The organism is Rhodoferax sp. P2_H8_2 (genome assembly GCF_056403235.1).
This window is the reverse complement of the sequence record NZ_JBFUFW010000003.1, coordinates 323,939-348,466: the sequence shown is the minus strand read 5'-3', so window position 1 is coordinate 348,466 and position 24,528 is coordinate 323,939. Positions and strand designations below refer to the sequence as shown.

At 53.8% G+C, this 24,528-nt stretch carries 15 protein-coding genes; 4 read left to right on the top strand and 11 right to left on the bottom strand.

The window, feature by feature from the left end; translation table 11 throughout:
• Positions 1-48: 48 nt before the first annotated feature.
• The 6 genes from AC1DV6_RS07225 to AC1DV6_RS07200 form a co-directional block, all read right to left on the bottom strand.
• Complete coding sequence (locus tag AC1DV6_RS07225; RefSeq protein ID WP_477976552.1) at positions 49-1,857, bottom strand: TniQ family protein; 1,809 nt, start codon at positions 1,855-1,857, stop codon at positions 49-51.
• Positions 1,858-1,925: 68 nt separating this feature from the next.
• Entirely contained in the window at positions 1,926-2,981 is a 1,056-nt protein-coding gene (locus AC1DV6_RS07220) for a TniQ family protein (protein WP_477976550.1), read from the bottom strand.
• Between the two features lie 36 nt (positions 2,982-3,017).
• Positions 3,018-4,058: a TniB family NTP-binding protein gene (locus AC1DV6_RS07215; RefSeq protein ID WP_477976548.1), complete on the bottom strand. Its 1,041-nt coding sequence runs from the start codon at positions 4,056-4,058 to the stop codon at positions 3,018-3,020.
• A gap of 9 nt (positions 4,059-4,067) precedes the next feature.
• Positions 4,068-6,062: a hypothetical protein gene (locus AC1DV6_RS07210; RefSeq protein ID WP_477976546.1), complete on the bottom strand. Its 1,995-nt coding sequence runs from the start codon at positions 6,060-6,062 to the stop codon at positions 4,068-4,070.
• On the bottom strand, positions 6,043-6,684 hold the full coding sequence (locus AC1DV6_RS07205; protein ID WP_477976544.1) for a TnsA endonuclease N-terminal domain-containing protein: 642 nt from the start codon (positions 6,682-6,684) through the stop codon (positions 6,043-6,045). The genes AC1DV6_RS07210 and AC1DV6_RS07205 overlap by 20 nt, the downstream gene beginning before the upstream one ends.
• A gap of 250 nt (positions 6,685-6,934) precedes the next feature.
• The gene (locus AC1DV6_RS07200; RefSeq protein ID WP_477976542.1) at positions 6,935-7,453 is read right to left on the bottom strand and encodes a helix-turn-helix transcriptional regulator; all 519 of its coding nucleotides are present in this window, start codon (positions 7,451-7,453) and stop codon (positions 6,935-6,937) included.
• 338 nt (positions 7,454-7,791) lie between these two features.
• On the opposite strand from AC1DV6_RS07200, the gene AC1DV6_RS07195 reads away from it, so the two are divergent.
• From AC1DV6_RS07195 to AC1DV6_RS07180, 4 genes are all read left to right on the top strand, one after another.
• The gene (locus AC1DV6_RS07195; protein WP_477976540.1) at positions 7,792-9,177 is read left to right on the top strand and encodes a toll/interleukin-1 receptor domain-containing protein; all 1,386 of its coding nucleotides are present in this window, start codon (positions 7,792-7,794) and stop codon (positions 9,175-9,177) included.
• Positions 9,174-10,706 (top strand): argonaute/piwi family protein, encoded by a 1,533-nt coding sequence (locus AC1DV6_RS07190; RefSeq protein WP_477976538.1) that lies wholly within the window; start codon positions 9,174-9,176, stop codon positions 10,704-10,706. The genes AC1DV6_RS07195 and AC1DV6_RS07190 overlap by 4 nt, the downstream gene beginning before the upstream one ends.
• Before the next feature lie 290 nt (positions 10,707-10,996).
• Entirely contained in the window at positions 10,997-13,036 is a 2,040-nt protein-coding gene (locus tag AC1DV6_RS07185) for a site-specific DNA-methyltransferase (RefSeq protein ID WP_477976536.1), read from the top strand.
• Complete coding sequence (locus tag AC1DV6_RS07180) at positions 13,033-15,813, top strand: DEAD/DEAH box helicase (RefSeq protein ID WP_477976534.1); 2,781 nt, start codon at positions 13,033-13,035, stop codon at positions 15,811-15,813. Before AC1DV6_RS07185 ends, AC1DV6_RS07180 begins: the two co-directional genes overlap by 4 nt.
• 71 nt (positions 15,814-15,884) lie before the next feature.
• Here AC1DV6_RS07180 and AC1DV6_RS07175 read toward each other — a convergent pair whose 3' ends face one another.
• From AC1DV6_RS07175 to dnaN, 5 genes are all read right to left on the bottom strand, one after another.
• Complete coding sequence (locus AC1DV6_RS07175; protein ID WP_477976532.1) at positions 15,885-17,729, bottom strand: ATP-dependent helicase; 1,845 nt, start codon at positions 17,727-17,729, stop codon at positions 15,885-15,887.
• A gap of 2 nt (positions 17,730-17,731) precedes the next feature.
• Positions 17,732-19,582 carry an ATP-dependent nuclease gene (locus AC1DV6_RS07170; protein ID WP_477976531.1) on the bottom strand — a complete coding sequence of 617 codons (1,851 nt, stop codon included), beginning with the start codon at positions 19,580-19,582 and terminating at the stop codon, positions 17,732-17,734.
• A gap of 127 nt (positions 19,583-19,709) precedes the next feature.
• Positions 19,710-20,375: an AbiV family abortive infection protein gene (locus AC1DV6_RS07165; protein ID WP_477976529.1), complete on the bottom strand. Its 666-nt coding sequence runs from the start codon at positions 20,373-20,375 to the stop codon at positions 19,710-19,712.
• A gap of 179 nt (positions 20,376-20,554) precedes the next feature.
• Positions 20,555-23,155 (bottom strand): DNA topoisomerase (ATP-hydrolyzing) subunit B, encoded by a 2,601-nt coding sequence (gyrB, locus tag AC1DV6_RS07160; RefSeq protein ID WP_477976527.1) that lies wholly within the window; start codon positions 23,153-23,155, stop codon positions 20,555-20,557.
• A 147-nt stretch (positions 23,156-23,302) separates the two neighbouring features.
• Positions 23,303-24,409: a DNA polymerase III subunit beta gene (gene dnaN / locus AC1DV6_RS07155; protein ID WP_477976525.1), complete on the bottom strand. Its 1,107-nt coding sequence runs from the start codon at positions 24,407-24,409 to the stop codon at positions 23,303-23,305.
• Positions 24,410-24,528: the final 119 nt, after the last annotated feature.

Sequence of the window (24,528 nt, the reverse complement as noted above, 5' to 3'; positions counted from 1 at the left end):
ACACAGCATATTTAGTTGTCTGTCCCTGAGCTGCTGTCTGTGTCTAAGTTATTTACCAAGCTCAGTGAGTTCTGGTGTTTTAGCGTAGATAGCTTGGCGGCAAGTCCCGGTCGACGGTGATACGACAGGAAGGATATTTACCTGAGCCAGGCGAAATTGCAAGCTTCGGGAATTTGTTTTATGGTGTTTTGCGAGATCACGAGCAAAAATATACTTCCTTTGGAAAGTATCGAGCCCATGTTGCGTGACGAGAAATGTCCGCCGGCGGCCTATGATTTTCTGCTGGGCTTCAAGCATCCCAGCTCGGACGAGGTAGTACGCAACCTCTTGTTTAATCGCAAGCTTTTCTGCAATTTCCGGAATTGTCCAAAGAGCAATTGATGCGCGCCGAGTTTGTTCAATGATTTGACGCAACGGCTCTTCAAGGAAGATAAGGTGGCTTATACCGACGCCGCGCTGTAGCCGCCCAACTGGACGGATCCGGTCATTGCGCAAGGCGACGAGAATGACGGCAATTTCTGCATCTGAGCAGAGCCAGTAGCGCAAGACGTGGTCCATGCATACTTGGCCACCTCCCACAGTTGAGGCCTCGGGGGCATCGCAGGCCTCCAATAGTGCACTCACAGATGCCCTGGAGAAAGCCCAGCGGTTTGCCGCACCCTCAATTTTTCGCGCGTCGGGAAACAGTTGGGATGCAACCGATCGAAGACGGCTTTTTGTCAGTCCCAACATCTCACTGGCTGCCATCAAATCAATTTGGTCCGACAGGGATGGAAGCAATGCGGCCAGGGAGTCTTTGCGAACTATTAAGAAGCTGCGGCCGGTCCCGGAAACGCGTGTCTCTCCCACCAGGACGCCTGAACGCACCAATTCTGCGAGTCGGCTACTGGAAATCTGGAGCTTGCGTTTGGCGTGATTGGCGGGTACCCAAGCAGACCGCTCCAATATGGCCAATGACAGACGGGTGTTGCGCTTGGCAATCGGACCGTGCCAATGCTCGACCACAAAGGATTCAAATGCCGTACGCAGGAAATCAAATTCCGGTTCCGCAAAGCGTCTAAAAATTGACCCATAAAGAAAGCCAAATTCCCTTGGGAATCGTTGACCAGTGCTGTCAGAGCTTCGGTCTAACATGCCTTGCAGCAATTGATTGAAGCTAGTCGGCCAGCGACTCAATACTTCTGCTGCAATGCTGGTGATTTGCCAAGACACGTCCATGGCGCCAGCATTGGAAACCTTTTGAGGTAGCCGACCAGCGCTGGCCTGACCATAGCAGCCTAAGAAACGGATAACACGCTGCGTCTGTTCCAGACTGAGGCCAGTCAAAAGACCTATGCATTCCGCATCTGTACCGCGGATCAGCTTTAGCTCCAGTGCTTTGGCCAGTTGCACAACACTTTTGGGCGCTTCCATAGGCGTGCTTTGGGCAAAGTTGTGACCACAGTTACACCGGAGAAGTTTTTCGCGTGACCAAGTCACGTCCTCACCGCACGCATCGCAGCGGTCGATAAGCCAACATTCGTGCTTGGCGCAAACGTCCATGAAGAGCAGCTCCCACCCTACTCGCCAGTATTCGTGCTCTTTCAGACAATCTGCACAGAAACGACAGTAGCGGTGATTCCAGAGGAGTGGTCTGGTATCAATCTGCAACTCCAGATGACGGGCGTACCTCAAAATATCTTTGTTGTCTTCATCCGAACCTATGCACCGCATTTTCATCAAGAGGTTCAGCTGAAAGAAGATCCCCAGAGATTTCAGGGAAGACAATGCGAGACCGTTTTCATTTGCGAGACGCAAGAGAAATCCGCTTGCCCCTTCGCCATATAGAAAGGTCGGATGTCTCAGGAGGGATGACATTGAATCGCGGTCTTAAGAGACAACTTCGAGTTGAGTGCATACCCAATCAAAGGATGCATGTTGCATTGTTAGTTTGTGTAGAGTAAATGGTCCATACTCTCGCCCCGAGAAAACCGTGATCTGACCAACCTCAAGTAATGCTTGTATGCTGAGTCGCAACTAGGGTACAAAGTCTGCAGAACGTAATCGGTTCGGGCCACGCTTCGCGGTAGATGGAAAAGTTTTCGAAGGCGAACGCACCGCACTTGTCTTTCACCATATAGAACCCGATAGACGTTTTGTGATCTACGCTGAAGCGCCTCTTCGTGAAAGAATGTGACCATTGCTTTCTCAAGAAATTTAAGCGACGAGTGGATGATGCGTAGCGCGACGCCTGCAATCTCTTCATCGTTGACTGCTTGCCCATTGAAGCCGATGTAAGGCAGGATATTCGGTGCGACATGGCCAGTGATTACACCCATGGCAACAAGTCCATGCTTCCCAATGCGAACTTTGGTTCCCAATAAGACTGGAGTAGTCGGGGAGTTGGACGCGTTCGGGGACTTGTGGTCGCTATAAGAACCGATAGTGCATGCCAACAATAGTTTGTCCAGCTCCATTCTGGATGGACCGAGAGATGCCGCTTCAATTTTTCTCAGATCAAACCCGCAATGGCAATTGAAAAGTCCACCCCTTCCCCAGAGCAACTGATCTGAGCAGCGATTACAAGAATCCACCAATTTGCAATGGTGCTCGTGGCAGGATTTGATCAAACTGATCTCCCACATGAGATGCATGCAGCCATTGGCAGCCAAGCAAGCAGGACAAATTCTTTTTACCTGTTTGCTGACCCAATCTATGGGCAGAAGATGCTCAAGAACCCGAATGCTTGGTTGGCTTTGCGTCGATTCAATCTCGAGGCAAACACGATTGTGTAGACCGCTAACGTCGCGTGCGAGATGTCGACCCAAGTCTTCTAGAGCTTTGGCTGATCGGCATATATGAGCAAGATCTCTCTTGAAGAGGTCAACGACATTCAAGTCTTGAATGCGCAAGATATATCCTCGAACGCTTTCGCATGCATTTGGCAACGGCCGCCGCACCAACGCATTTGAGTAGTCGAAACGGATGCCTTTATCGTCCATATGATTGTTCCATGTGTACTGACGCGGATCAGCCAGTCAATCGTTCTGCAATGGAGTGGTGCTGGTAAGTGGGTTGACGCGTGTTTGGGTGGCATGAAAAAAGGGCTCATTGCGCATGGTCAATGGCCGCAAGATTCCTTCTTCGATGAAAGGGTTGAGCTCAGCCGGAGCCTCAGCCCATATTGACCTGGTAAATGCTTTGGAAAGTGCAGATAAATCCAAGAACTTGAAATCCCCGTTTCGGATGAGATCACAAGCTTCTTCCAACAGCTTGATGACATAGTCAATCACACCATTCGTTGCCATGAAGATGCGACGGGCGACTTCGTCGGTGTGCAAATCTATGCATTCAACCGGTAGTTGCTTTTGTAGGCATTGAAGCAATCCACGAAACTCCAATTGCTTCTTATCGGTGAAATACGTGAAGGGTGCCAAGTGCAGGCGGGCTGAGAACCGACGTGCCAATTGTTGGTTGCACCGCAGGGCTTCTTCACTGCTTGGAAGTCCAGCCAACACAACGCCAACCCGAGTGACGTTCAATAGGTTCTTTAGCCAATCCGTTACATCGCGTTTAACTGTTCGTCGGTTGACTTCGACAAAGTGATGAAACTCGTCTATCAACAGAAGCTCTACCTTGCAGGAAGCGAAGAACTTGTAAATCCGACGGGTCTTTTGCTCCGCAGTTCCACGCACACTTGCGGGGTCGCCCATGGCGCTGAGAATTGCCTCCGCAAGGTTTTTCACGGTCGGATCGGAAGGTGTTTCTACAAAGAGAACGGGGCAGATGACGCCTTCCACTTCATGGCGCAACGGAAAGTTACCTGCATATTGTTTTAATGCGCTGGATTTTCCTGTGCCGGTATCGGCGGTTAAAAGTAACCCTCCGCCGTACTCGTTGAACACTGCGCGACGATGTAGCGATGCAATTCTTCGGATGACCTGGGAGTACTGGTCGTATTCGATGCGAAGTGGCCGTAAGGAAAACTCGTCGAGGGCCTGATTTGTTTGCTGGCCGGAAACGCCGTTAAGGATGCCAAAAGTTTCCAGGACCAGGATGGTGTCTTTGCTTGAAGTCATGGTCGTCTCCTACGGATTTGCTGCAGATGTTTTTGGAATGCCAGCCGTGCGATTGATGCCAAATGTCGGTAACAAATCAGTCTCAGCGGTTCGTGCAAATTCCGGCGGATAGCTTGTTGCAGCAGGTCGGGGTGTTCGCGCGTGTTTCACGGTATCCAACAGGTCGCCCCGCTGTTCAGAACTGACTTGACTCAGGGCCGCGGCCTTCTTTCTTGTAGCCATCTTTTTGGCTCGCTTTGCGTCCTCCACGAATCCCTCAATGTCAGACTTGGACTCCAACAGTGAGTGGTCCATCCAATCGTCACCGTATGTCTTTTCGCCCCAGCGCCGAGTAACGAGATGAAGTTGCCGAGAAAGCCCATTTGCATATTTCGCAAATTTGGGGATTGCCTCGACCCGGATGTATTCCTCATGTTCGGGATCCCAGACTTGGATGTATCCCACGTCCTCTTCGAAATATTTGAACTCGGCGGCTTTTTTCCGTTTCAGACGTTCCCGCAAATTCTGCAAGTCACTGTTGTTGTAAAAGATGATGTCGTATTGAATCCCCTCGCCACTAATCTTCTTGCGTTGGGCTGGAATGCCCACCAGGTTGGTTAAGTCCTCTGGATGCGCCGGAAATTCGATGGCGGTGTGAGCAAGTTGACGACTCCATCGCGCATGTGGCGTCTCACCAATACCGCGATGCTTACGCTGGTGATAGACATCGACGATCCACTTGGCGATCAAATAGGTTGCGGCGGGGAGCGTCAATGTAGCCAAGGCTTCTGAGGGGTAGTCCCCGCGTTCCTCTGGGTTTGAGAAGGTTGTACCCGGAAGTTGATGCACCAAACCGGTATTCAAAGTTCTAAACATCCGCTCAATGGCGCCCTTGAAATAGGGTTCGCCAGTGGGACAAAAAGAGACTCGACACCCCATCTCAAAACAGATCTTGTGCACAGCTTTGGAGTGCAAGTCCATGCCGTTGTCAAAGACTACCTCCATAGGAATGCCATGCATAGGCCAGTCGTTCTTAAATTGTCCTAAGCCGCGCATCCATTCACTCTTGGGAAGTACACATCGGCTGAGACAACGCATAACTGAGTAGGACGATGGAGCGTGAAACGCCAAATAGAACCCCAGAATGGCGCGGCTGTAACGATCAATCGCCAAGGTCAGCCAGGGTCTTCCGATTGGCAGCATCGTGAGCTCATCGATGAGAATGAGATCCAAGGGGGTGTGATCAATTTCGACCCGTTCCAAAATATGACTTACGTCAACGGTTCCTGAAGAAGAGCTGAAATTACGTTTCGCAGCGTCTTTGCCAAGGCGTGCCTCATCTACAAGGTATGTATTCAAGTCGTCCAGCCACCGATATACGGTGCTCTTTGAAGGCAGAGCAACCTGCCCCTCTGGCGGAGCCTTCATATTGGATTTCTGGATTGCCCTGGCAATGTAAGCAAGAACCTCGGACTTCGGCTTCTTTTGCGTTGTCAGATAAACCGAGTCAATTGCCTTTTCAAAGAAAAAATAGGCGCCTGCGTTCGGTCGGCGTCCTGAGCGCCGACGTTGGTCAATCAACCGTGTGGAGTCTTTTGAATGACCCCAAGCTCTGTACCAGCGCTTCAATGTTGCAACATGCGGTGGCACCAAATCACCAATTTTTTGTGCGACTTCGGCGATTTTTGCTCTCAGCCTTCCGGCACTGCTCGCACACATGTCGTTTGATAGCTCCGTCAAATATGTCGATTTGCGGATGGCATCTTTTTGCTGGCTTAGCGTGTATGTCTCCAGATCGCCCGGTGTGGCCATGTAGATCACATCATTTATTTCCTCCAGACATGAATCATCGACCCGCCAGGTACCGCTGTTCCAAAGCACGAGCAGCTCGTTTTTTGTCAATTGCCGAAATGCTCCTTCTGAATCCTGAAGAAGCAGTTTGCGGGTTGGAAGCTCACGGAGAAGCGTCCACTGGCGCGCGTCTTCATTGAAACGCAAACCCTTCTTAAATCTGAAACGTCGCATTGCGGGCCTCCGTCGAAATGAGCTGCAGCTTTGTTTCGTCTGAAATTGGCTGAGCCATATCAAAGCGAAAGCAACCGTGACTCATCAGCCGCATGACGGTCCGGCGGTCGTGCAAGAGGTGACACGCTTTGCCCAGCGTCAGATCTACCACCTGGCTGAGTGACTGCACTTTTGCCCAAAACTCAAAGCTGGTGGGCAGATCTCTTGTGTGGTGTTGAAGCCGCCGCAAATTGCTACGCATGGGTGCGTTGCGTATCTCAACTTCGGTCAAGATCCGAAAGTCTTTGCATTTCATCGCGAAGTGTTTTGCAATGAACCCCAGCCGATACTTGAGCTTTGGGCTGCGAAGCTTTGTCTCCGGTTTGACTTCGACATAGCATTCACACCCGTTACTCAACTTGAGTAAGAAGTCGGGGGTGTACTGAAACGGAGTGCCACTGGCATAGACACTCTCCGTGCAAGGTTGCTCTTCGAACCACAACACATCAGGATCGCGGTCGAAGATTGGAATCGCATCGCCTTCAAGCATGGATTCGCACTCAATCATGCGTTTCATCTTGAGCGAGGGGACCTGGCAGCACATTCCAATGTGGCGCCGCGTCACAACTTTTCTGACAGACATAGATATCTCCTTCGATTTCAAATCGGCAAGGGTCACCCTGACTTTCTCGCCATGGCTTTTGATGCTAAAAATTGCTGAAATTGGGCGTAAGAACACCCATCACCTGAGATATTTCAGGCGATCAGAAGTCACGAAGCGTGCGGGGGCTTGACCGAGATGGGCGCGAAGAGCGATACTGAAGGTTCCAATCTGTCAGCTCGACTGCTTCGGCGGTCACCAAAACGGGACACGCCTTAGGGTTGGTCCCGTTTTACATTGGCGTCTCCTTTTTACGGCGCCTGCGTAGCCGAGTTGGTTGGTGCCGTGGACGCTGCTCTACCTGGTCCTCAACGGCAATCATTGAATGCAAGGCTTGCATCAAAGCAGGATGCATTTGGTCGATCTTGGCCCAGAGGGCATTGCAGAACCGATACGTCTCTGTGGAAGCGTCATGCGGCAAGGAAAAGTGCCTATTCGACGCTGATAGGGCAACCTCGAGCCCCAAGCGATCCTCCTCGCCGAGCTGGACCTTCTCCACCAGGCGATTCAAAAACTCCTGGCTGGGGGTCTTCAACCCTAGCTCGATGGACGACAGATAACCCTGCTCATAGCCAATAGCTTTTGCCAAATCAAGCTGAGTCATGCCGATCCTCAATCGAAGGTCACGGAAATAGAGGGCAATCGGCCGGGTCATAGAAAACAAGTTGGTGGTGGTTGTAAGGGATTTTTCAGAAATATAGACCAGCCTTGGAAAATTCGCAACTATTTGATTTATATAGGTTTTTTGCACTTTTCTTACCTGTTGCGAATATCATTCCAGGCATAGTCATCGCCACTTAGTTTTGGTCGCAAATCAGGTCATGAGACACATCAAAAGATGAAGCTGAAGAACAGCCAAACCAATGCTTCATGGCATATGCCGAAGAGGCAGGATTTCCACTAAGTAGCGTTGGTAGAACGATCAAATTCCCAATGGGTAGGAATACCGATGTCTTTGCATGGCATGATTAAAAAAACCGCTATTGCAGACAACTATGCTGTTGCAACAATAAAAGCGGCTTGACCAAAAGCAACAAGTTAGGGGAGGGGTGAACATATGCGGAATATGAACATCATTGGGTCGAGCAAATGACCCGAACATCAATCTTCATCAGTCATGCGACGCCACAGGACAACGAATTTGTTCGCTGGCTTGGTGCGCGCTTGGAGCTCGCTGGCTACTCCGTCTGGCATGACCTTGCACGGCTTAAAGGCGGCGACTACTTCTGGCCCAAGATCGAAAACGCGATCCGCAACGAGTCCTTTCGTTTCTTGGCTGTGGTGTCCAAGGTTGCGGTGAGCAAGCAGGGCGTCCAGGACGAGTGGAGCTTGGCCAGGACCATCGAGGGCTCCCTGCCCGGTTTTTTGATCCCGCTTCGCCTCGACGATTTCAGCCACTCGCAACTACCCATCGGTATCCATGGCAAGAATGTCATCGACTTTGCTGGTGGCTGGCACATAGGGCTATCTGTTCTGCTCGATACATTGTCAGATGCCAATACACCAAAGGTGTCAGCCCCGGATCCTCGATCAGTCAGGCATTGGCTCGCCGAAATGAAAGAGAGCGCGATTCTGCGTACCGAGTCCAAGGAATCGCTCGACTCGACTTGGCTCAGCGTCGTTTCCTTGCCACCGATCGAAACAGCTCGAATTTTGGGGAGCGGGCGGGAGATTAAGGTCACCGACATCAACCGAGCTATCCCTTGGTTCGAGCATGAGGACCGCATTGTTGGGTTCGCGAAGGCGGCCGATCTTGTATCCAACATGTCCAAGTCGGCCATGCTCAAGGCCTCCACTGGCGTGGACTCGGCCATGTTCATTCAGAGCGGCGCCACCATCGGAGAAAAGCACGTCGATCCGCGTGAAGCCCGCAAGCGCGTCGCCAACCTCGTCCGGCAGGCGTGGGAACTCGCCATGGAGGTCAAGGGCCTCGGCGTCTTCGAGCAGGCAGGCGGGCGCAAGGTCTTCTATGTCACGCCGGAGCTCACCAAGGGGCGTGGCGAGAAGGTCGCTTTCGTCGATGTCGATGGTCGCAAGCGACGCAAAGGGCTAAACGGCCGCAGCGAGAAGAAGAAGGCCAATTGGTGCTACGCCGTGGGCATGGTGCCCCAGTTCGATGAGCCGTGGCGCATCGAACTGCGCTCCACCATCGTCTTCACCGATGACGACGGCAAACCGTTAGACGTGCCGGCAAAGGCGCACCGCCTGCGCATGAGTTTTTGTCGCAGTTGGTGGAACGATCGTTGGCGCGGCTTTCTGCGGGCCTTCCTCGCCCTGGTCGCAGATGGCAAAGCCGAAATAAAGCTGCCGGTGGGTTCCGGGCGCGAGGTTGTCGTGTCCGCCACTCCGATCATTTTCAGCTCGCCAGTGGGCCTCTCCGACTTGGCTCCATCGATCGATGACGATCCCGTCGATGAGCCCGACGACGACTTGGGCGGAGTCGATGACTTCGACGACGAGGAGATGCCGGCATGAGCCTCGAACTCACTCTGATCGAGATTGCTGAGCCCGAGCTGCTGTTCGGCTATGGACAGTCCATGGAACATCCCAAGGACGGCCTTCTGCTCTATGGCCCCAAGGAGAGCCCGCAGGCCGGGTCGAAGCTGCGCATTGGCGTGGTCTCCACAAAGGAAGGCCTGCGCCGCTATTCGGCATGCGTCGCCCGCTTGGCCAAGCCCATCGCCCCGGCGCTGGCCGACAACCCCAACCACACCCTGTTTCCGGGCTTCCAAGCCCTGTTCGGCGTGGAGTGGCCCGTGCAGCCCTCCTCATGGCTGGAAATCGATGCTTCGGAGCTCGCAAACGCGATCCGTATCTCCGACCGCCATCAAGCGATTCACAAGGCCGTCTCGCTCTATTCCGATGCGATCGCCAATCATCTGCGCGACGGCAGCGAATCGACCATCGATCTATGGATGGCCGTGGTGCCCGAAGAGGTCCACAAGTATTGCCGCCCGCAGTCCAAGGTAGAGGCCAGCCAGAAGCAACGCTCCGGCGTGCTGATGGACAAGGCTGCGGCGACCCGGCTGCTCAAGGCTCCGGGCCTGTTCGAGGAAGACAACGTGTCGGCCGAGATCTACCTCTACGAGCTCGACTTTCATAACCAGCTCAAGGCCCGGCTGTTGGAGCACAAGGCGGCGGTGCAAGTGGTCCGGGAGACCACGCTCGCCCCCGAAGAATTCGTCCGCGACAACGGCATGCCGGGACGCGGCCTTCAAGACCCCGCGACTCTTGCCTGGAACCTCGCCACGACCTGTTTCTTCAAGGCCGGCGGCAAACCTTGGCAGCTTGCTGCCTCACGGCCCGGCGTTTGCTATGTCGGCATCGTCTTCAAAAAGGATTCGTCGTCGGCTGAGCCGGGCAATGCCTGCTGCGGCGCTCAGATGTTTCTCGACTCCGGTGACGGTGTAGTGTTTCGTGGCGCGGTTGGCCCGTGGCTCACATCGACAAAGGACGACTTCCATCTTCCCAAGGAGAAGGCCAAGGCATTGATGGCGTTGGTCGTGGAAGCGTATCGTAAGAATCATGGTGGCCTTGCCCCCAGGGAGCTCTTTATCCACGGCAAGACGCGCTTTTCGGCCGAGGAGTGGGAGGGCTTCAAGGAGACCGTGCCGCCTGAAACCAATGTTGTCTGCGTGCGCATTCGCCAAGATGCCGGCATGAAGCTTTACCGTCACGGGACAATGAACATTACCCGAGGGGTCGGCTGGGTCAAGTCGCAGTGGATGGCATACCTATGGACCAAGGGCTTTGTTCCGAGGTTGCAGACCTATGCTGGTCGCGAAGTGCCGAACCCGCTCTCGATTGAGATATGCCGCGGCGTCGCAGACATTAAGCAAGTCATGGCGGACGTACTCGCGTTGACAAAGCTTAACTACAACGCATGTATCTTCGGAGATGGAGTACCAGTGACATTGCGCTTCGCCGATGCCGTGGGCGAAATTTTGACTGCAGCCCCGCGAAAGAACGAGCTTCCGCCGCTGCCGTTTCGTTACTACATATAGATAAGGATGAACTGCGACTAAAGCAAATGAGCTTGAACAGGAATATCAGAAAGGTCTTCTTTTGATAGAGGACATAGGGTGACCTTTTGTTACGCCCAGATCGAATGGCAAATGAAGGCGTTGCGCCCTGTGGCACCCATTGTTGGAGAGCAGTACAAGAACTTGGTGGGTATCTGCTCAGGTACATTTGTGCAAACGACCTCGTGCCCAGATATTTCGCCCGAATAGAACATAAGTGGCTCCCCACAATTCATTCATTAAACTGACCCCCAGCCAATACAAAATACGCGATGCAGCTACAAAACTCCGAGCACCTTGGGACACTCAACGCGGCTCAACTGCGCCGCCTGCTCACCGAACACCTCACTCAACAAAAGCTCGGTCTTTATTGGGAGAGTAGCGCCATTGAGCGCGACCTGGCCCTGAACGCCAATGTTGTGCTGCCCCGCCTAAACGAAGCGTACTCGCATGGCCTGCAAGACAAGGCCACCACCGGCACTGCCAACTTGATTATTGAAGGCGACAACTACGACAGCCTGCGCCTGCTCAAAAGCACCCACGCAGGCAAAGTGCGCGTGATCTACATTGACCCACCCTACAACACCGGCAATAGAGATTGGGTCTACAACGACCGCTATGTTGGCGCCAACGACCGCTGGCGTCACAGCCAGTGGTTGGAGTTTTTGTACCGCCGCTTAACACTGGCCAAAGACCTGCTCACGCAAGACGGCGTCATTATGGTCAGCATCAACGACGAAAACCGGGCGCGGCTGGAGCTGCTGATGGATGAGGTGCTTCCAGGGCGGCGGGTGGGTAGCCTGGTGTGGCGCACCAAGGACACGGGTAACGACCTGTCGCAGCGCTTTAGCCACGTACATGAGCATGTGTTGGTGTATGCCAATCCCGGTTTCAGCTTCAATGGTCGGGCCACCGACCGAAGCAAATTCCGCAACACTGACGGAGACCCGCGTGGCGACTGGTCACCGCAGCCATTGACCAAGGCACACACTTTCACAGAGCGAGAAAATACTTACTACCCTGTCCAAAACCCCGACACCGGCTATTGGTATCCCTGTGATCCAGACAGCGTTTGGCGATACGCCTCTGAAAAGGAAATTCGCCAGCGTCTGGGCAACGACGAAGTCGCCGTTCGAGCCGCTCTGGCGGGCTTGCGCAGCGACACCATGGAAGGGCTGATTTCCAAGAAGTTGATCTACTTTCCGCCCTGCAAACCCGACGACGTAATGCAATTCGACACCAAGGCCGAACTGCTGCAAGCCATTCAAAAAGGCAAAGGGCCGATGCTGCCCAAGAAGAAGACGCCTCTCCTGCGCGCTGACCTGCCCGACCTAGACTTTTGGATAGGCAAGCCTATCGCCACAGGTCGCCCGTCCCGCAAAGAGCACTGGACGGCCAAGCCTGAGGCGGAGCGATTAGCCCCTTTGAGCAGTTGGATTGCGGGTGTGAATGAAGACGTCAAGACGGTGGCAGACGAAGATGAAGACGAGCCGGTGGTGCTGCGCAGCGCACGCGGCGGCGTGGCTACCGACGAGGTGAAAAGCATTTTGGGCTCCAAAGCTTTTCCTTATCCCAAACCTTTGTCCCTCATCCAAGGCCTGCTTTCCCAGGCCACCCGCCCAGGCGACATCGTCCTGGACTTTTTTGCGGGCAGTGGCACCACCGGCCATGCAGTGCTCAATCTCAATGTACTGGAGCCCCACAAGTCGCCACGCAGCTTTATCTTGTGCTCCAGCACCGAGGCCACCGACAAAGAACCCAACAAAAACCTCTGCCGCGACGTGTGCGCGGCACGTATGACCAAGGTCATATCCGCTGACCCAGCATTGGCCCAAAACAGCTTTGCATATTTGCAACTCGACAAACTAGCGCCCGGTGATGCGCTGTTCGAGAGCGACTGTGCGCAGGCCTTCCATTTGCTTACGCTGCGCTTGGGCAAGGTAGCACGGCCCGTTCCCCACTCTGATGCCATGGCAAAAATGGGCATAAAGATCATTGTGCAAAGCGCCGAGCAAGGCAGCATGACCGTATTGATGGACCGCGTGACTCGCTTCGCGCTTGACGTCCTCGCAGCCCTGCCATTGCATCCCGATTCACGTTATGGGCACCTGCGCGTGTACTCCAGTCGCTCAGAGACAGTGCGGGAACATCTAGAGCACTTATGGGAGGGCACCAGTAAGACGGTGGAAAGCCTTTCGCTAGCGCAAGCCATAAAGCAAGGGCAACTCAAACCACGGCGTAAGAGCACCGTCAGCACAATAGACGTTGCAAAATCAATAGCGCCTAGTGCGACATCCACGGAGGCCGCATGACGCAAACCATCATCGTGCCCTCCACTCCCATCATCGCGCCGCAGGGCGAAACGCGCACGCCCAAGGTCTTTCAGGCGCGCATTATCGCCAACCTGTGCGAGTTGCTGCTCTCACCGGCACACCCGCCCTGCCTGCTGCGCAGCCCCACAGGGTCAGGCAAAACCTTCATGCTAACCCGCGCCTTGCAACAGGTGTGCAACCAGCAGCCTACGCTGTGGCTATGGTTTGTACCGTTTGTTAACCTAGTCGCGCAAACGGTAGATTCGATTGACTCCGAAGGCGTGGGTCTAGCTGCCGTGCAAATTGCCAACGCGCTGAACGAAGAGCCTGCCGCTGGCTTGGTACTCATTTCTACCGTGCAAGGCGTAGCCAGCGCTAAAGACCGAAAAACCGGCTACTCTGGCAATGAAGACGATGACAAGCGCAGCCTAGCTGCCTACGTGCAGCGCGCTCGCGCTGCTGGACTATCCATTGGTTGCGTAGTTGACGAGGCTCACATTGCGCTCAAAACTACAACTGAATTTGGCCAGTTTGTGCAGTGGCTCAAGGCCGACTATTTGCTTATGGCCAGCGCTACACCGCGCGATGAACGTTTATCACAGTTCATCATCAGTGCGGGGTACAGCCATTTTGAGTCGTTCAGTGTGAGCCGCGCCGACGTGGTGAAAGAGCGATTGAACAAGGCTTGGATAGAAACCGTGGTGTACGACCTGCGCGCCAGCATGCAGAGTGTGACGGACTTAAAGATGACCGTGCTGCGTCGCGCCTGGCGGCGCAACCAAGCTATTGAGCGCGGCCTGCGCGCCAACGGCCTGACGACTGTACCCCTGCTATTGGTGCAGGTGGGCAATGGCGACGAAGCCATTGGCGAGGCGCAAGACTTTTTGATGCGCGAGCTGAATGTGCCTGCACACGCGATTGGTATCCACAGCGCTGATGACCCTGATCCTGTAATGATGGCCGCTATTGCCAACGACAATACTAAGCAGGCGCTAATTTTCAAACAATCTGCGGGCACGGGTTTTGATGCACCACGCGCTTTCGTACTGGCCTCAACTAAGCCGGTAAATGACGCTGACTTTGCGACCCAGTTTATTGGCCGCGTAATGCGAGTAGCGCCTGAGCTGCAACGCCACTTCCCCAACCCCAATACGGCACCTCCAGAGCTCGATACAGCATATGTGTTTTTGGCAAATGCCGATGCACAAGCCGGCTTTGCGCAGGCGGCCGATGCTATCAAAGCGGTAAAGACCGAGTTAGAAGGCCAAACCGAAGAGTTGCACGCCCGTCGCACTGCGCGCGGCGGCGTGGCCTTGACCAACCGCCCGACAGACCAGGTACCGCTAACTTACGACCTGGGCGCAATTCCCACACGTTCGGCTGCGGGCGAGGTGTTACAGCCAGAAAGTCGAGCTTCGGACCCCCGCCAGTTGTCTACGCTGCCCCATGGCGCAACAGGCGGCTTGTTTGACGATTTTGCAGACGATGCCCAGGACTTAGACAAGCTGCTGGACGAGGCAACAGAGCCGCTGACCACCCACGATGCCGTGCCCGTCAATCGAGGGCGGCCTGCCGCGCCTGCCGCGCGTAAACTGCCGAGCAACTCCGATGAATTGGTAGCGGCATTTAGCGAGGCGGGCATTCGCAGTATTCGTAGGCGGACCGATTTGGCAATCCCCAGCCAGTTTGTTACCGAGACCCGGCCTGTGTTTGATGTGCTGGCCCTGGACGTAGATGCTGCTGTAGAACAGTTGCCTTTGGAGCCAGTGCTTACAGGCCATGCGGTGAAAGCAGCACTCAATCGCATGACCGAGAAGGAAATTTACACCGAGCTTTTTACTGGCGCGCAGCATGAGCAAGACGTGCAGGTGGTGACAGATACCTATGCGCTAGTGGAGACAACCTTGAACAAGCTTCAGGGGCTCGGCCTCGAAGAGCAAGGGGCGATAGATGCGGTCGCAGCTTTGGCCAATCGCATGCTGGACGCTGTAGAACAAGCTTGGGGTATGCAAGACGATGTCGAACCTCCCAAGCCAGGAGCCTTGCGTAGCAAGGCACGTCAAGCAGCCTGTTGGGTACTGCACAAGCGCCTGACTGAATTTCAGGAAATTTTGTACCAGCAGTGGGCCAAACGAGCGACCGAATCCAAGGCGGCGCCACTGCCGGACGCATTGCTGTTGCCTGCACGAGTACCGGTGCAGCCATCTCGCAAGAACAGCTATGGCATTTTGTTTCCAGCAGCAGGCACAGTGGTAACCGCGCGTGAAGCTTTGCGCCCCGAAGCTCGTAACTACTATGAAACCAATGTGTTTGTCTTGTCACCTGACTTGTATAGCGTTGCGGCCATTGATGCCACGTACGAACTAAACGAGCAAGAAATGTTGTTTGCCAAAGCTTTGGATCGTGCTGATTTTGTGACTTGGTGGCACCGCAACCCACAAGGGAAACCATCCAGCGTAGCGCTGATGCGCTCAGACAGTCAAAAAATGTTTTACCCCGACTTTGTGGTGTGTATGGAGCATCTTGCTGGTGAAGCACCGTTGATGCGGCTGGTGGATCCGAAACACGATACTAAAGATGCATCGCGGAAGTCGCAGCATGTGTCTAGCTTTTATGGCAAGGTGCTATTTTTGACGAAGGATTCAGACCGGTTCAAGGTGGTAAATGACGACGGCAGTGTGGGCGAGGTAGTAGATTTTGATGATCTAGACCAGCTTAAAATTTGGATGCGAAAAACTGCACCCAGACATTCAGAGAGCACGAGTTTTCAAAATTAGCGGGCCGATTTTAGTCGGGCACATCCCATATCCGTAGTCTTGACTTCTTCTCGCCTGCGGCGTCATTAATGTTACGAGACTTCAGCCATAAAGCGTGATCGCTGCTGTGCGCGCGTGTCGCCCCAAGGCATCATTCGTGTGGCAGGGTAAGTAAGGTAGAGCAGGCGCTTTGATCTGGTTACGGCAACGAAAGCATTACGCCGCTCTTCCGCCTGTTCCTTGGGACTATTCGCGCGATAGTCGGGGAAAGTACCTTCTGCCATTCCTGCGATAAAGACTACATCGAACTCTAGACCTTTGGCAGAGTGAACTGTGAGAAGCGCAACGCCTTCACGGTTTGCTTTTTGTGTGGCACCCAAAGCCTTGCTACTCATGAAGCTGCTGATCGATTTCAATCCGCTCGCCGATCTTAAATACTGGTCCCACTCCTGTCTAAAAACGGCGGTGTCCTCATAAATTGCAAGGCGATCTGGTTCCTTCATGCTGTCTGCATACTTCTCTAACTCCCTCAAGGCGGGCATTAGGTCTAAGTGGGCCGAACTGCTTGTAACAGCCTTAATTGCCTCGTAGACCGCGAAGGAACCCAATACATTTGCCGAGGACGCCATCGTGTTCAGCAAAGACAAGAAGTCGGAATCTGTCTTTGGATCGGGAATATTCCACTTCTTTGCAAGTGCTGACAAGTGGAGGCGATCCCGTGGGTTTGCCAATACCCTCAGAGCCAACTGAAAATTTTCTACGACCTCTGATTCGTTCTCATGATTCGCAGTCAATCTCTTATAAAACAGGACGTTATGTTTTCGCAACTCCTTCTCGACCGCCAATAGAACGAACCTATTTCTGCCCAGGATGGCGCATTTCGAGGGCTCAATACCGCCCTCAACATCCGGATGTCCGTTGACAAAAAGTTGCTGAAGTTTTTCAACAATAACTTCAGCCTCATTTTCCTCATTGACCCCCGTCAAAATTCTCACTTCTCCTGAAATCGGTAGTTGCGCTTCAACCATGTAGTTGGGGTCGAGTGACTGAGCCATTCGAACCACCTCCTTCGAAGAACGAAAGTTTTCATTGAGCTCTATGACTCTTGGCTCGAAATCAATGCGGAAGCGTTCCATATATTCCGGACCGGAAGTATTGAAGCCATAAATAGACTGCTTTGGGTCTCCAACCATCATTAGGTTTCGATAGCCATCACTGCAAAGCGCACACACAACTGCATACTGCGCTTCATTCATGTCCTGAGCTTCGTCAATGCAGATGAACCTGTATAGGCGTCGATATATGTCCGCCAATTTTGGATTCGCTATTAGCAGTCGATAAGTTAAAAGTAATAAGTCATCGAAATCGTATGCATTGCATGCACGCATTCCGGCTTCGTATGCGTCCAGAACCCGCATCATGGATTCTTCTTCGACTATCGCACAGGTTATGGGGTGAGACTTAATGTGCGATATGGTCTGGAGCCATGCGTCAACTCGCCTAGTGCGATCTTTTGCATCCGCAATTTGACTGATCTCTTCTGACAGATAGGGATCATCGGCAATCGCTTTCAGCAACACCTCTTTCCGGTCTTTTATTTGCTCGAAGATGCTGAGCGTTTCTGTAATGCCAATAGCCTTTCCGCGCTCAGTCAGTAAGTCCAAACAGAAGCTATGCAAAGTTCCGATAAAAGCTCTTTCCCGCACGTCTTCCAAATCAAGCAAGCGGTCGCGCATTTCATCAGCGGCCTTGTTGGTGAAAGTCAATGCAAGCACATGAAAGTGTCCGGACTCACTTGTAAGAAGTGCGCGAACACGTTCTGTTAGTACGCGTGTCTTTCCTGAGCCCGGCCCAGCAATGACTAACAGAGGGCCATCGACGTGATTTACTACTTCGGCTTGTTGGCTTGAAAGCCGCGCCTTAAATGCCTCGCTCATGATTAATCCTCAACTTTGCTTAGGCCGTGAGCTTCGCTCACGATTTCAAATAGATTTCGAATCTTTGTTGGGAATCTTCGCTCTGGTGTTTCAAGTTCAGAAATTACATTAGCTAGATGTTTCGCCAAATTGGTCTTGGCTCCTGACATAGCGTCGAGCGCAGCTCTTTCTCTGCCCCCGGCGGACTTGTAATCACGGAGTACGCCCCCTTTTGCTCGTTGTCCATGCATTGAGTTTATATAGTCATCGAGAGATGCCGCAGAACCACTCATGGCATCGATTGCCAGTTCAATCTCTGCAATGTAGCCCTCGGCAATGAGTTGCGTTTCAAAATTCCTTCCATCTGGAATGACAACAACGTTGGTGCAATCCGCAGCTTTTTGTTCTTCAGCCTTTTTCAGTGCGGCCTCCAGGTCCTTCAGTGGAGTTGCTTCGCCATCTGCAATTACGTACCAAGGTATGCCTAATGCCTTGGAAAGCCACATGAAGGGGAAGTAATCAGTCCCATTGACTCGCACAAAGCAAAAACCCAACTCATGTATAGATGAGCCCCAATACTTCTTCGCCCAAATTGGCAACGCCTGCTCTTCAGTTTGACCCTCGAAGAGAATCACGGCTCTTGCAAAAAGAATATCTCCACGGGAGTCAATAACGGTTTCTTGCAGCTTGCGCCGATCATTTGGATCAGGAAGCGTGCTTAAGTCCAATTTTTTAGTTGTTGTGTCACCCTCACATTTTATGAATAGCCGCAACTCTTCGAGTTGAGCTTGGCCGGCAAAGTACGGCGAGTGTGTGCTTACGATTCGCTGCCCGGGTATTTCTTTTATGTGACCGAATAAGGAGCGTTGCGCCTGAGGATGCAGATGTGATTCGGGCTCCTCGAGCGCCAAAATTGAATGTACTTTGTCCCCGCCTTTAGTAGCTTGTTGGTGACGCCATGAAGCAAAAGCTCGAAAAACTAATAGCGAAGCCAGGCTTCGTGTTCCCATTCCATGTCTAGTAAGTGGGAAGGATTGAGCTCCCAATGTTGTGAATGAAACGTCGACGCCCTTAGAAAGATCTCGCAACTTTCTTGCGACAGGGGCGATGTCCACTTCCCCACCGTCAGCAGACACCACGTTTTGAATGTCCGCTAAATTTGTTTTCAGGTGCCTAAGAATTTCGCTTTTGCCAACAATTGTCTGATTGATTCCGGATAGAGACTCTTCTAGCTCGGTAATGTCAGCAGTTGTGAGCCCCAAGTCATCTGTCATTCGGCGCCAGAAAGATCCGGGGCGGCGAAGATCGTCATCTAAGTCTCTCTTTGCATCCATGTAATGCAATGCCAAAGGCTCAATCTGGCTTGCGCTAATAGGCCTCTCTCGTGTGGTTGCTGAGGTCCAATCGTCGAACGCCTTCCACTCCTTGAGAAACCTGCGCTCGACTATGTACTCGCCTTTGAAATTGTTCCATTTGAGAGTCGTGCGCAATGGGGTAAATTCATTGAAAGTGACATCATCGGTTGCGATTCCCGGCGTACCCCACAGACCTGTCCAAAAGCTACCTTCCGGATATTTGTCTGCAACCTTTCCGTCGTCGGCGATTGGATGAATTTTTAGATCAATCATCACTTCCCGGTCTCTCGGTACGGTGGACTCACCGGGGGCAAGTCGAACATCATCTTGACCGAGCAACTTGCGACCTGCGCCAATCGCCGAGAACAGGGCGTCCAAGAAGCTGGTCTTTCCAGCGTTGTTAGCGCCAATCAAAATTGTTAGATCGCTGAGTTCAACTTCTACGTTTGCAAGTGAGCGAAAGTTGCTCACTCTCACAGTAGTGATCGCGATGCCACTGTCCTTTGCATATAAAGGCATGTTCTCTCCCCAGTTGTTCGCCTGCGACTCTCAGGTCAATTTGCGCAATAGATAGAGCACGATAGCATGCAGCAACACTGAGGGAAATCTTCAATACACGAATTCCGCTCTATGGAAAGCGAAGCCTTTAAGACGACGGCTTGCTTTTGAGGCGTTCCTGATGAAGAGCTAACGCTGAATAAAGGAGAGCTGTTTGGTCGAGCTGTCCACTCCACTCCTCCGGCTTCATTTCGTCATAGTTCGGCATGTCACTGAGCGAACCGATCTTTCGCGCAGCGTACTTTGGAACGATAGTTCGACCAAACATAAGTTGCTCCAGACGAGCTTCAGCCAACTGGACGGTTCGAGAGGCTTTGTGCTCTGTAAATAAATCACCTGGAGAGGTGAATTTCCCCTCTTTGAACCCTACATACAAAGAGTCATTCTTTTGATCATTTCGATAGTCCGCCGCAGCCTTTGTGCTTGCCAAAACGGCATCGAGACTGGGTTCGGTGATGCCAAGTCCCTTTAGCAATAACGCGCTCTCAACTATTTCAAGTTTGAGCTTTGACTTGTGATCTCGCAACCGAACCATTAAGCGCTTCCATTGAATAGGTTGCTGGGCCAGGATGCGGACTGCAGTAGATTGAAGCATCACTGCTTTGGACATTTCTTCGCGAGCTAAATGGGCCAAAGCAAATGCGCGAGCATAGCGAGTGGCATTGAGGAGAAGCCGAGCTTCCTCGCTCAATCCTTGTGCATTGGCAAGCAAGGCGTCGATAGCCTCGTCAATTTGCGCAAGTGAAAAGCTCATAGCCAGTTGAGCGGCATGTGAAACAACAAATCGTCGTCCCTTTCATGCGACATTGAAGGCGTGACTCTGTGGAATGCAATTGACCTCAAACTGCACCCCGTCCAGACCATTGATACCCACTATCAAGGCTCCAGAACAGTTAGTGGGAAAAAGTACAACTATTCTGGGAATCTACACGTTTAAACGTCGATGTTGCCAGCGCGCAAAGCGTTGGTTTCAATGAACTCGCGGCGGGGTTCGACCTCGTCGCCCATCAGCATCGTGAACACGCGGTCCGCTTCGATCGCGTCGTCGATTTGCACCTTCAGCAGACGGCGCACGGTCGGGTCCATCGTGGTTTCCCACAGCTGGGATGGATTCATTTCACCCAAGCCCTTGTAGCGCTGGCGGGAAGTGCCGTTCTCAGCTTGTGTGATCAGCCATGCCATCGCCTCGCGGAAGTCGGAGACCTTTTCTTCCTTCTGGCGCTCGCCCTCGCCGCGCATCACACGCGCACCCTCGGACAACAGGCCCTTGAAGGTGTTGGCGGCTTCGGCCAGCGCGGCGTAGTCGGCGCCATGCACAAAGTCTTGCGTCAGCACACTGCTCTTGACGTTGCCATGGTGGCGGCGGCTGATGCGCAGAATCGGCTTGTCGTTGCGGGCGTCAAACTCGCCAGCCACTTCGGCATCGGGCAGTCGGGCTTGCAATGCGGCTGCAGAAACCTCGGCGTCAGCCACCGTGTCCAAATTCAGTGCGACGCCATCGGCCACCGAGCGCAGGGCCTCGGCGTCCATGAAGTTCTTCAGGCGCGCGATCACAGCTTGTGCCACCTGGTGCTTGCGCGCCAGTTCGGTCAGCGTGTCGCCGTTGATGGTGGTGCCGTTCGGCCCGCCGGTGAACACCGACGCATTGACCAGCGCGATACGCAGCAGGAAGTTGTCCAGATCGCTCGCACCTTGCAGGTATAGCTCTTCCTTGCCGGCCTTGACCTTGTACAGCGGTGGCTGCGCAATGTAGATGTGGCCGCGTTCGACCAGCTCGGGCATCTGGCGGTAGAAGAAGGTTAGCAGCAGCGTGCGGATGTGCGCGCCGTCCACGTCGGCATCGGTCATGATGATGATGCGGTGGTAGCGCAGCTTGGCGACGTTGAAGTCGTCGTTGCCGGTCGTGCCACCGGCTTTGCCGATGCCGGTACCGAGGGCGGTGATCAGCGTCAAAATTTCGTTGCTGGTCAGCAGCTTTTCATAGCGCGCTTTTTCCACGTTCAGAATCTTGCCGCGCAGTGGCAGGATCGCCTGGAACTTGCGGTCGCGGCCCTGCTTGGCAGAGCCGCCGGCGGAGTCACCCTCGACGATGTAGATCTCGCACATCGCCGGGTCTTTTTCCTGGCAGTCGGCCAGCTTGCCGGGCAGGCCCATGCCGTCGAGCACGCCCTTGCGGCGTGTCATGTCGCGCGCTTTGCGGGCAGCCTCGCGGGCACGCGCGGCTTCGATGATCTTGCTGACGATGATCTTGGCATCGTTTGGGCGCTCTTCCAGGTAGTCGGCCAGCAGCTTGCCAACAATGTCTTCCACCGGGCCGCGCACTTCGGATGACACCAGCTTGTCCTTGGTCTGGCTGGAGAACTTGGGCTCAGGTACCTTGACCGACAGCACGCAGCACAGGCCTTCGCGCATGTCGTCACCGGTGACTTCAACTTTGGCCTTCTTGGCCATTTCGTTCTGCTCGATGTACTTGCTGATCACGCGGGTCATCGCAGCGCGCAGACCGGTCAGGTGGGTGCCACCGTCACGCTGCGGAATGTTGTTGGTGAAGCACAGCACTTGCTCGTTAAAGCCGCTGTTCCACTGCATCGCCACTTCAACACCGATGTTGGTGCCCTGGTCGCTCTGGCGGTCGCCCATTGCGTGGAAGATGTTGGGGTTCAACACCGTCTTGCCCTTGTTGATGAAGTTCACAAAGCCCTGCACGCCACCGGCGCCAGAGAAGTCGTCTTCCTTGCCGCTGCGCTCGTCTTTCAGGCGGATCTTCACGCCGTTGTTCAGGAAGGAGAGTTCGCGCAGACGCTTGCTCAGAATCTCGTAGTGGAAGTCGTTGTTCTCTTTGAAGATGTCGGTGTCGGGCAGGAAGTGCACTTCGGTACCGCGCTTCTCGGTATCGCCAATCACCTTCATCGGTGAGACTTCGACGCCGTTCTGCGTTTCGATCAAACGGCCCTGCACAAAGCCCTTGGAGAACTCCAGTGTGTGCACCTTGCCATCGCGGCGAATCGTCAGACGCAACATTTTGGACAGTGCATTCACGCAGGACACGCCTACGCCGTGCAGACCGCCAGACACCTTGTAGCTGTTCTGGTTGAACTTGCCGCCCGCATGCAACTCGGTCAGGGCGATTTCGGCGGCCGAGCGCTTGGGCTCGTGCTTGTCGTCCATCTTGATGCCGGTGGGAATACCACGGCCGTTGTCGACTACGCTGATGGAATTGTCGGAATGGATGGTGACCAGAATGTCATCGCAGTGGCCGGCCAGTGATTCGTCGATGGAGTTGTCGACCACTTCGAACACCAGATGGTGCAGGCCCGTGCCGTCGGAGGTATCACCGATGTACATGCCAGGGCGCTTGCGCACCGCCTCCAGGCCTTCCAGAATCTGGATCGAGCCTTCGCCATAGGCTTCAGTCGCGCCGGCCTGGTTGGTGTCGATGGTGGGCTGGAAGTTGGAACTGTCTGCCCCGCCCTCGCCCGTGTGCACGGATTCGTCGTTATTGGGTGTTGGAACAGACTTGTTTTCTTCAGACATGGCGTACTTCTCTGGCTAATTCGCAAAAAAACTCAAACTCTTCAATGACCAAACCCCCGGAGACCGGGGGTTTGCTTGCTAGGCTGTTCTAAACAGTTGGGGACAGAGCTAAAGATCTGTCCCGCAAACAATTTCGACTTTGTAGCGTTAAATTCTCATCGGCATCACCACGTATTTGAACGTGGCGTTGTCGGGGATGGTGAACAGTGCGGAGCTATTGCCGTCGGACAGTTCCAGCTTGACCATGTCCTGGCTCATATTGGCCAGCGCATCGATCAGGTAAGTCACGTTGAAGCCGATCTCGATGCTGTCGCCGCCGTAGTCGATGTCCAGCTCGTCCACCGCTTCTTCCTGCTCGGCGTTGTTACTTGCTACACGCAGGCTGCCGGGATCGATGTTCAGGCGCACGCCCTTGAACTTGTCGGAGGTCAGAATCGCGGTGCGTTGCAGCGTGGCCAACAGCGCGGTGCGGCCCAGCGTGATGCTGTTCTTGTGGTTCTTGGGAATCACGCGGTTGTAGTCAGGGAACTTGCCCTCGACCAACTTGGTGACGAACTCCATGCCGTCGAATACAAACTTCGCCTGGTTGTTGGCGAATTGCATTTCAATCGCGCCTTCGGCATCCGACAGCAAACGCTGCAGTTCGATCACGGTCTTGCGCGGCAGGATGACTTCCTGCTTTGGCACATCGACATCGAGCGTGGCAGAGGCAAACGCGAGGCGGTGGCCGTCGGTCGCGACCAGGCTCAACTGCTTGCCTTCAGCGACAAACAAAATGCCGTTCAGGTAGTAGCGAATGTCGTGCACCGCCATCGCGAACGCGACCTGACCGAGCAAATCTTTCAGCGTCTTTTGCGGCACGCTGAACACGGGGCCGAAGTTGGCCGATTCCTGCACCAGCGGAAAGTCTTCGGCTTGCATGGTCTGCAGCGTGAACTTGCTCTTGCCGCCTTTGAGGATGACCTTGCTCTGACTGGACTCCAGCGACACGGTCTGGTCCGAAGGCATGGTGCGCAGAATGTCGATCAGCTTGCGCGCACCGATGGTGGTGGTGAAGTTGCCGGTGTCACCGCCGAGGTCGGCGGTCGTGCGGATCTGGATTTCCAGATCGCTGGTGGTCAGTTGCAGGGACGTGCCCGTTTTGCGCACCAGCACATTGGCGAGGATGGGCAGGGTGTGGCGCCGCTCAACAATACCGGCCACCGATTGCAGTACCGATAAGACCTTGTCCTGCGTTGCCTTCAATACGATCATGTCAACCTCTGGTGATTGCTTGGTTTGTTATTTGCTGGCCTTTCGGCCAATGTCGCATTTTCCATTCCGGGAAATACGACATTTTCGCTGTTTTATGGGGCTTTTCCGGGTTTGGAGTG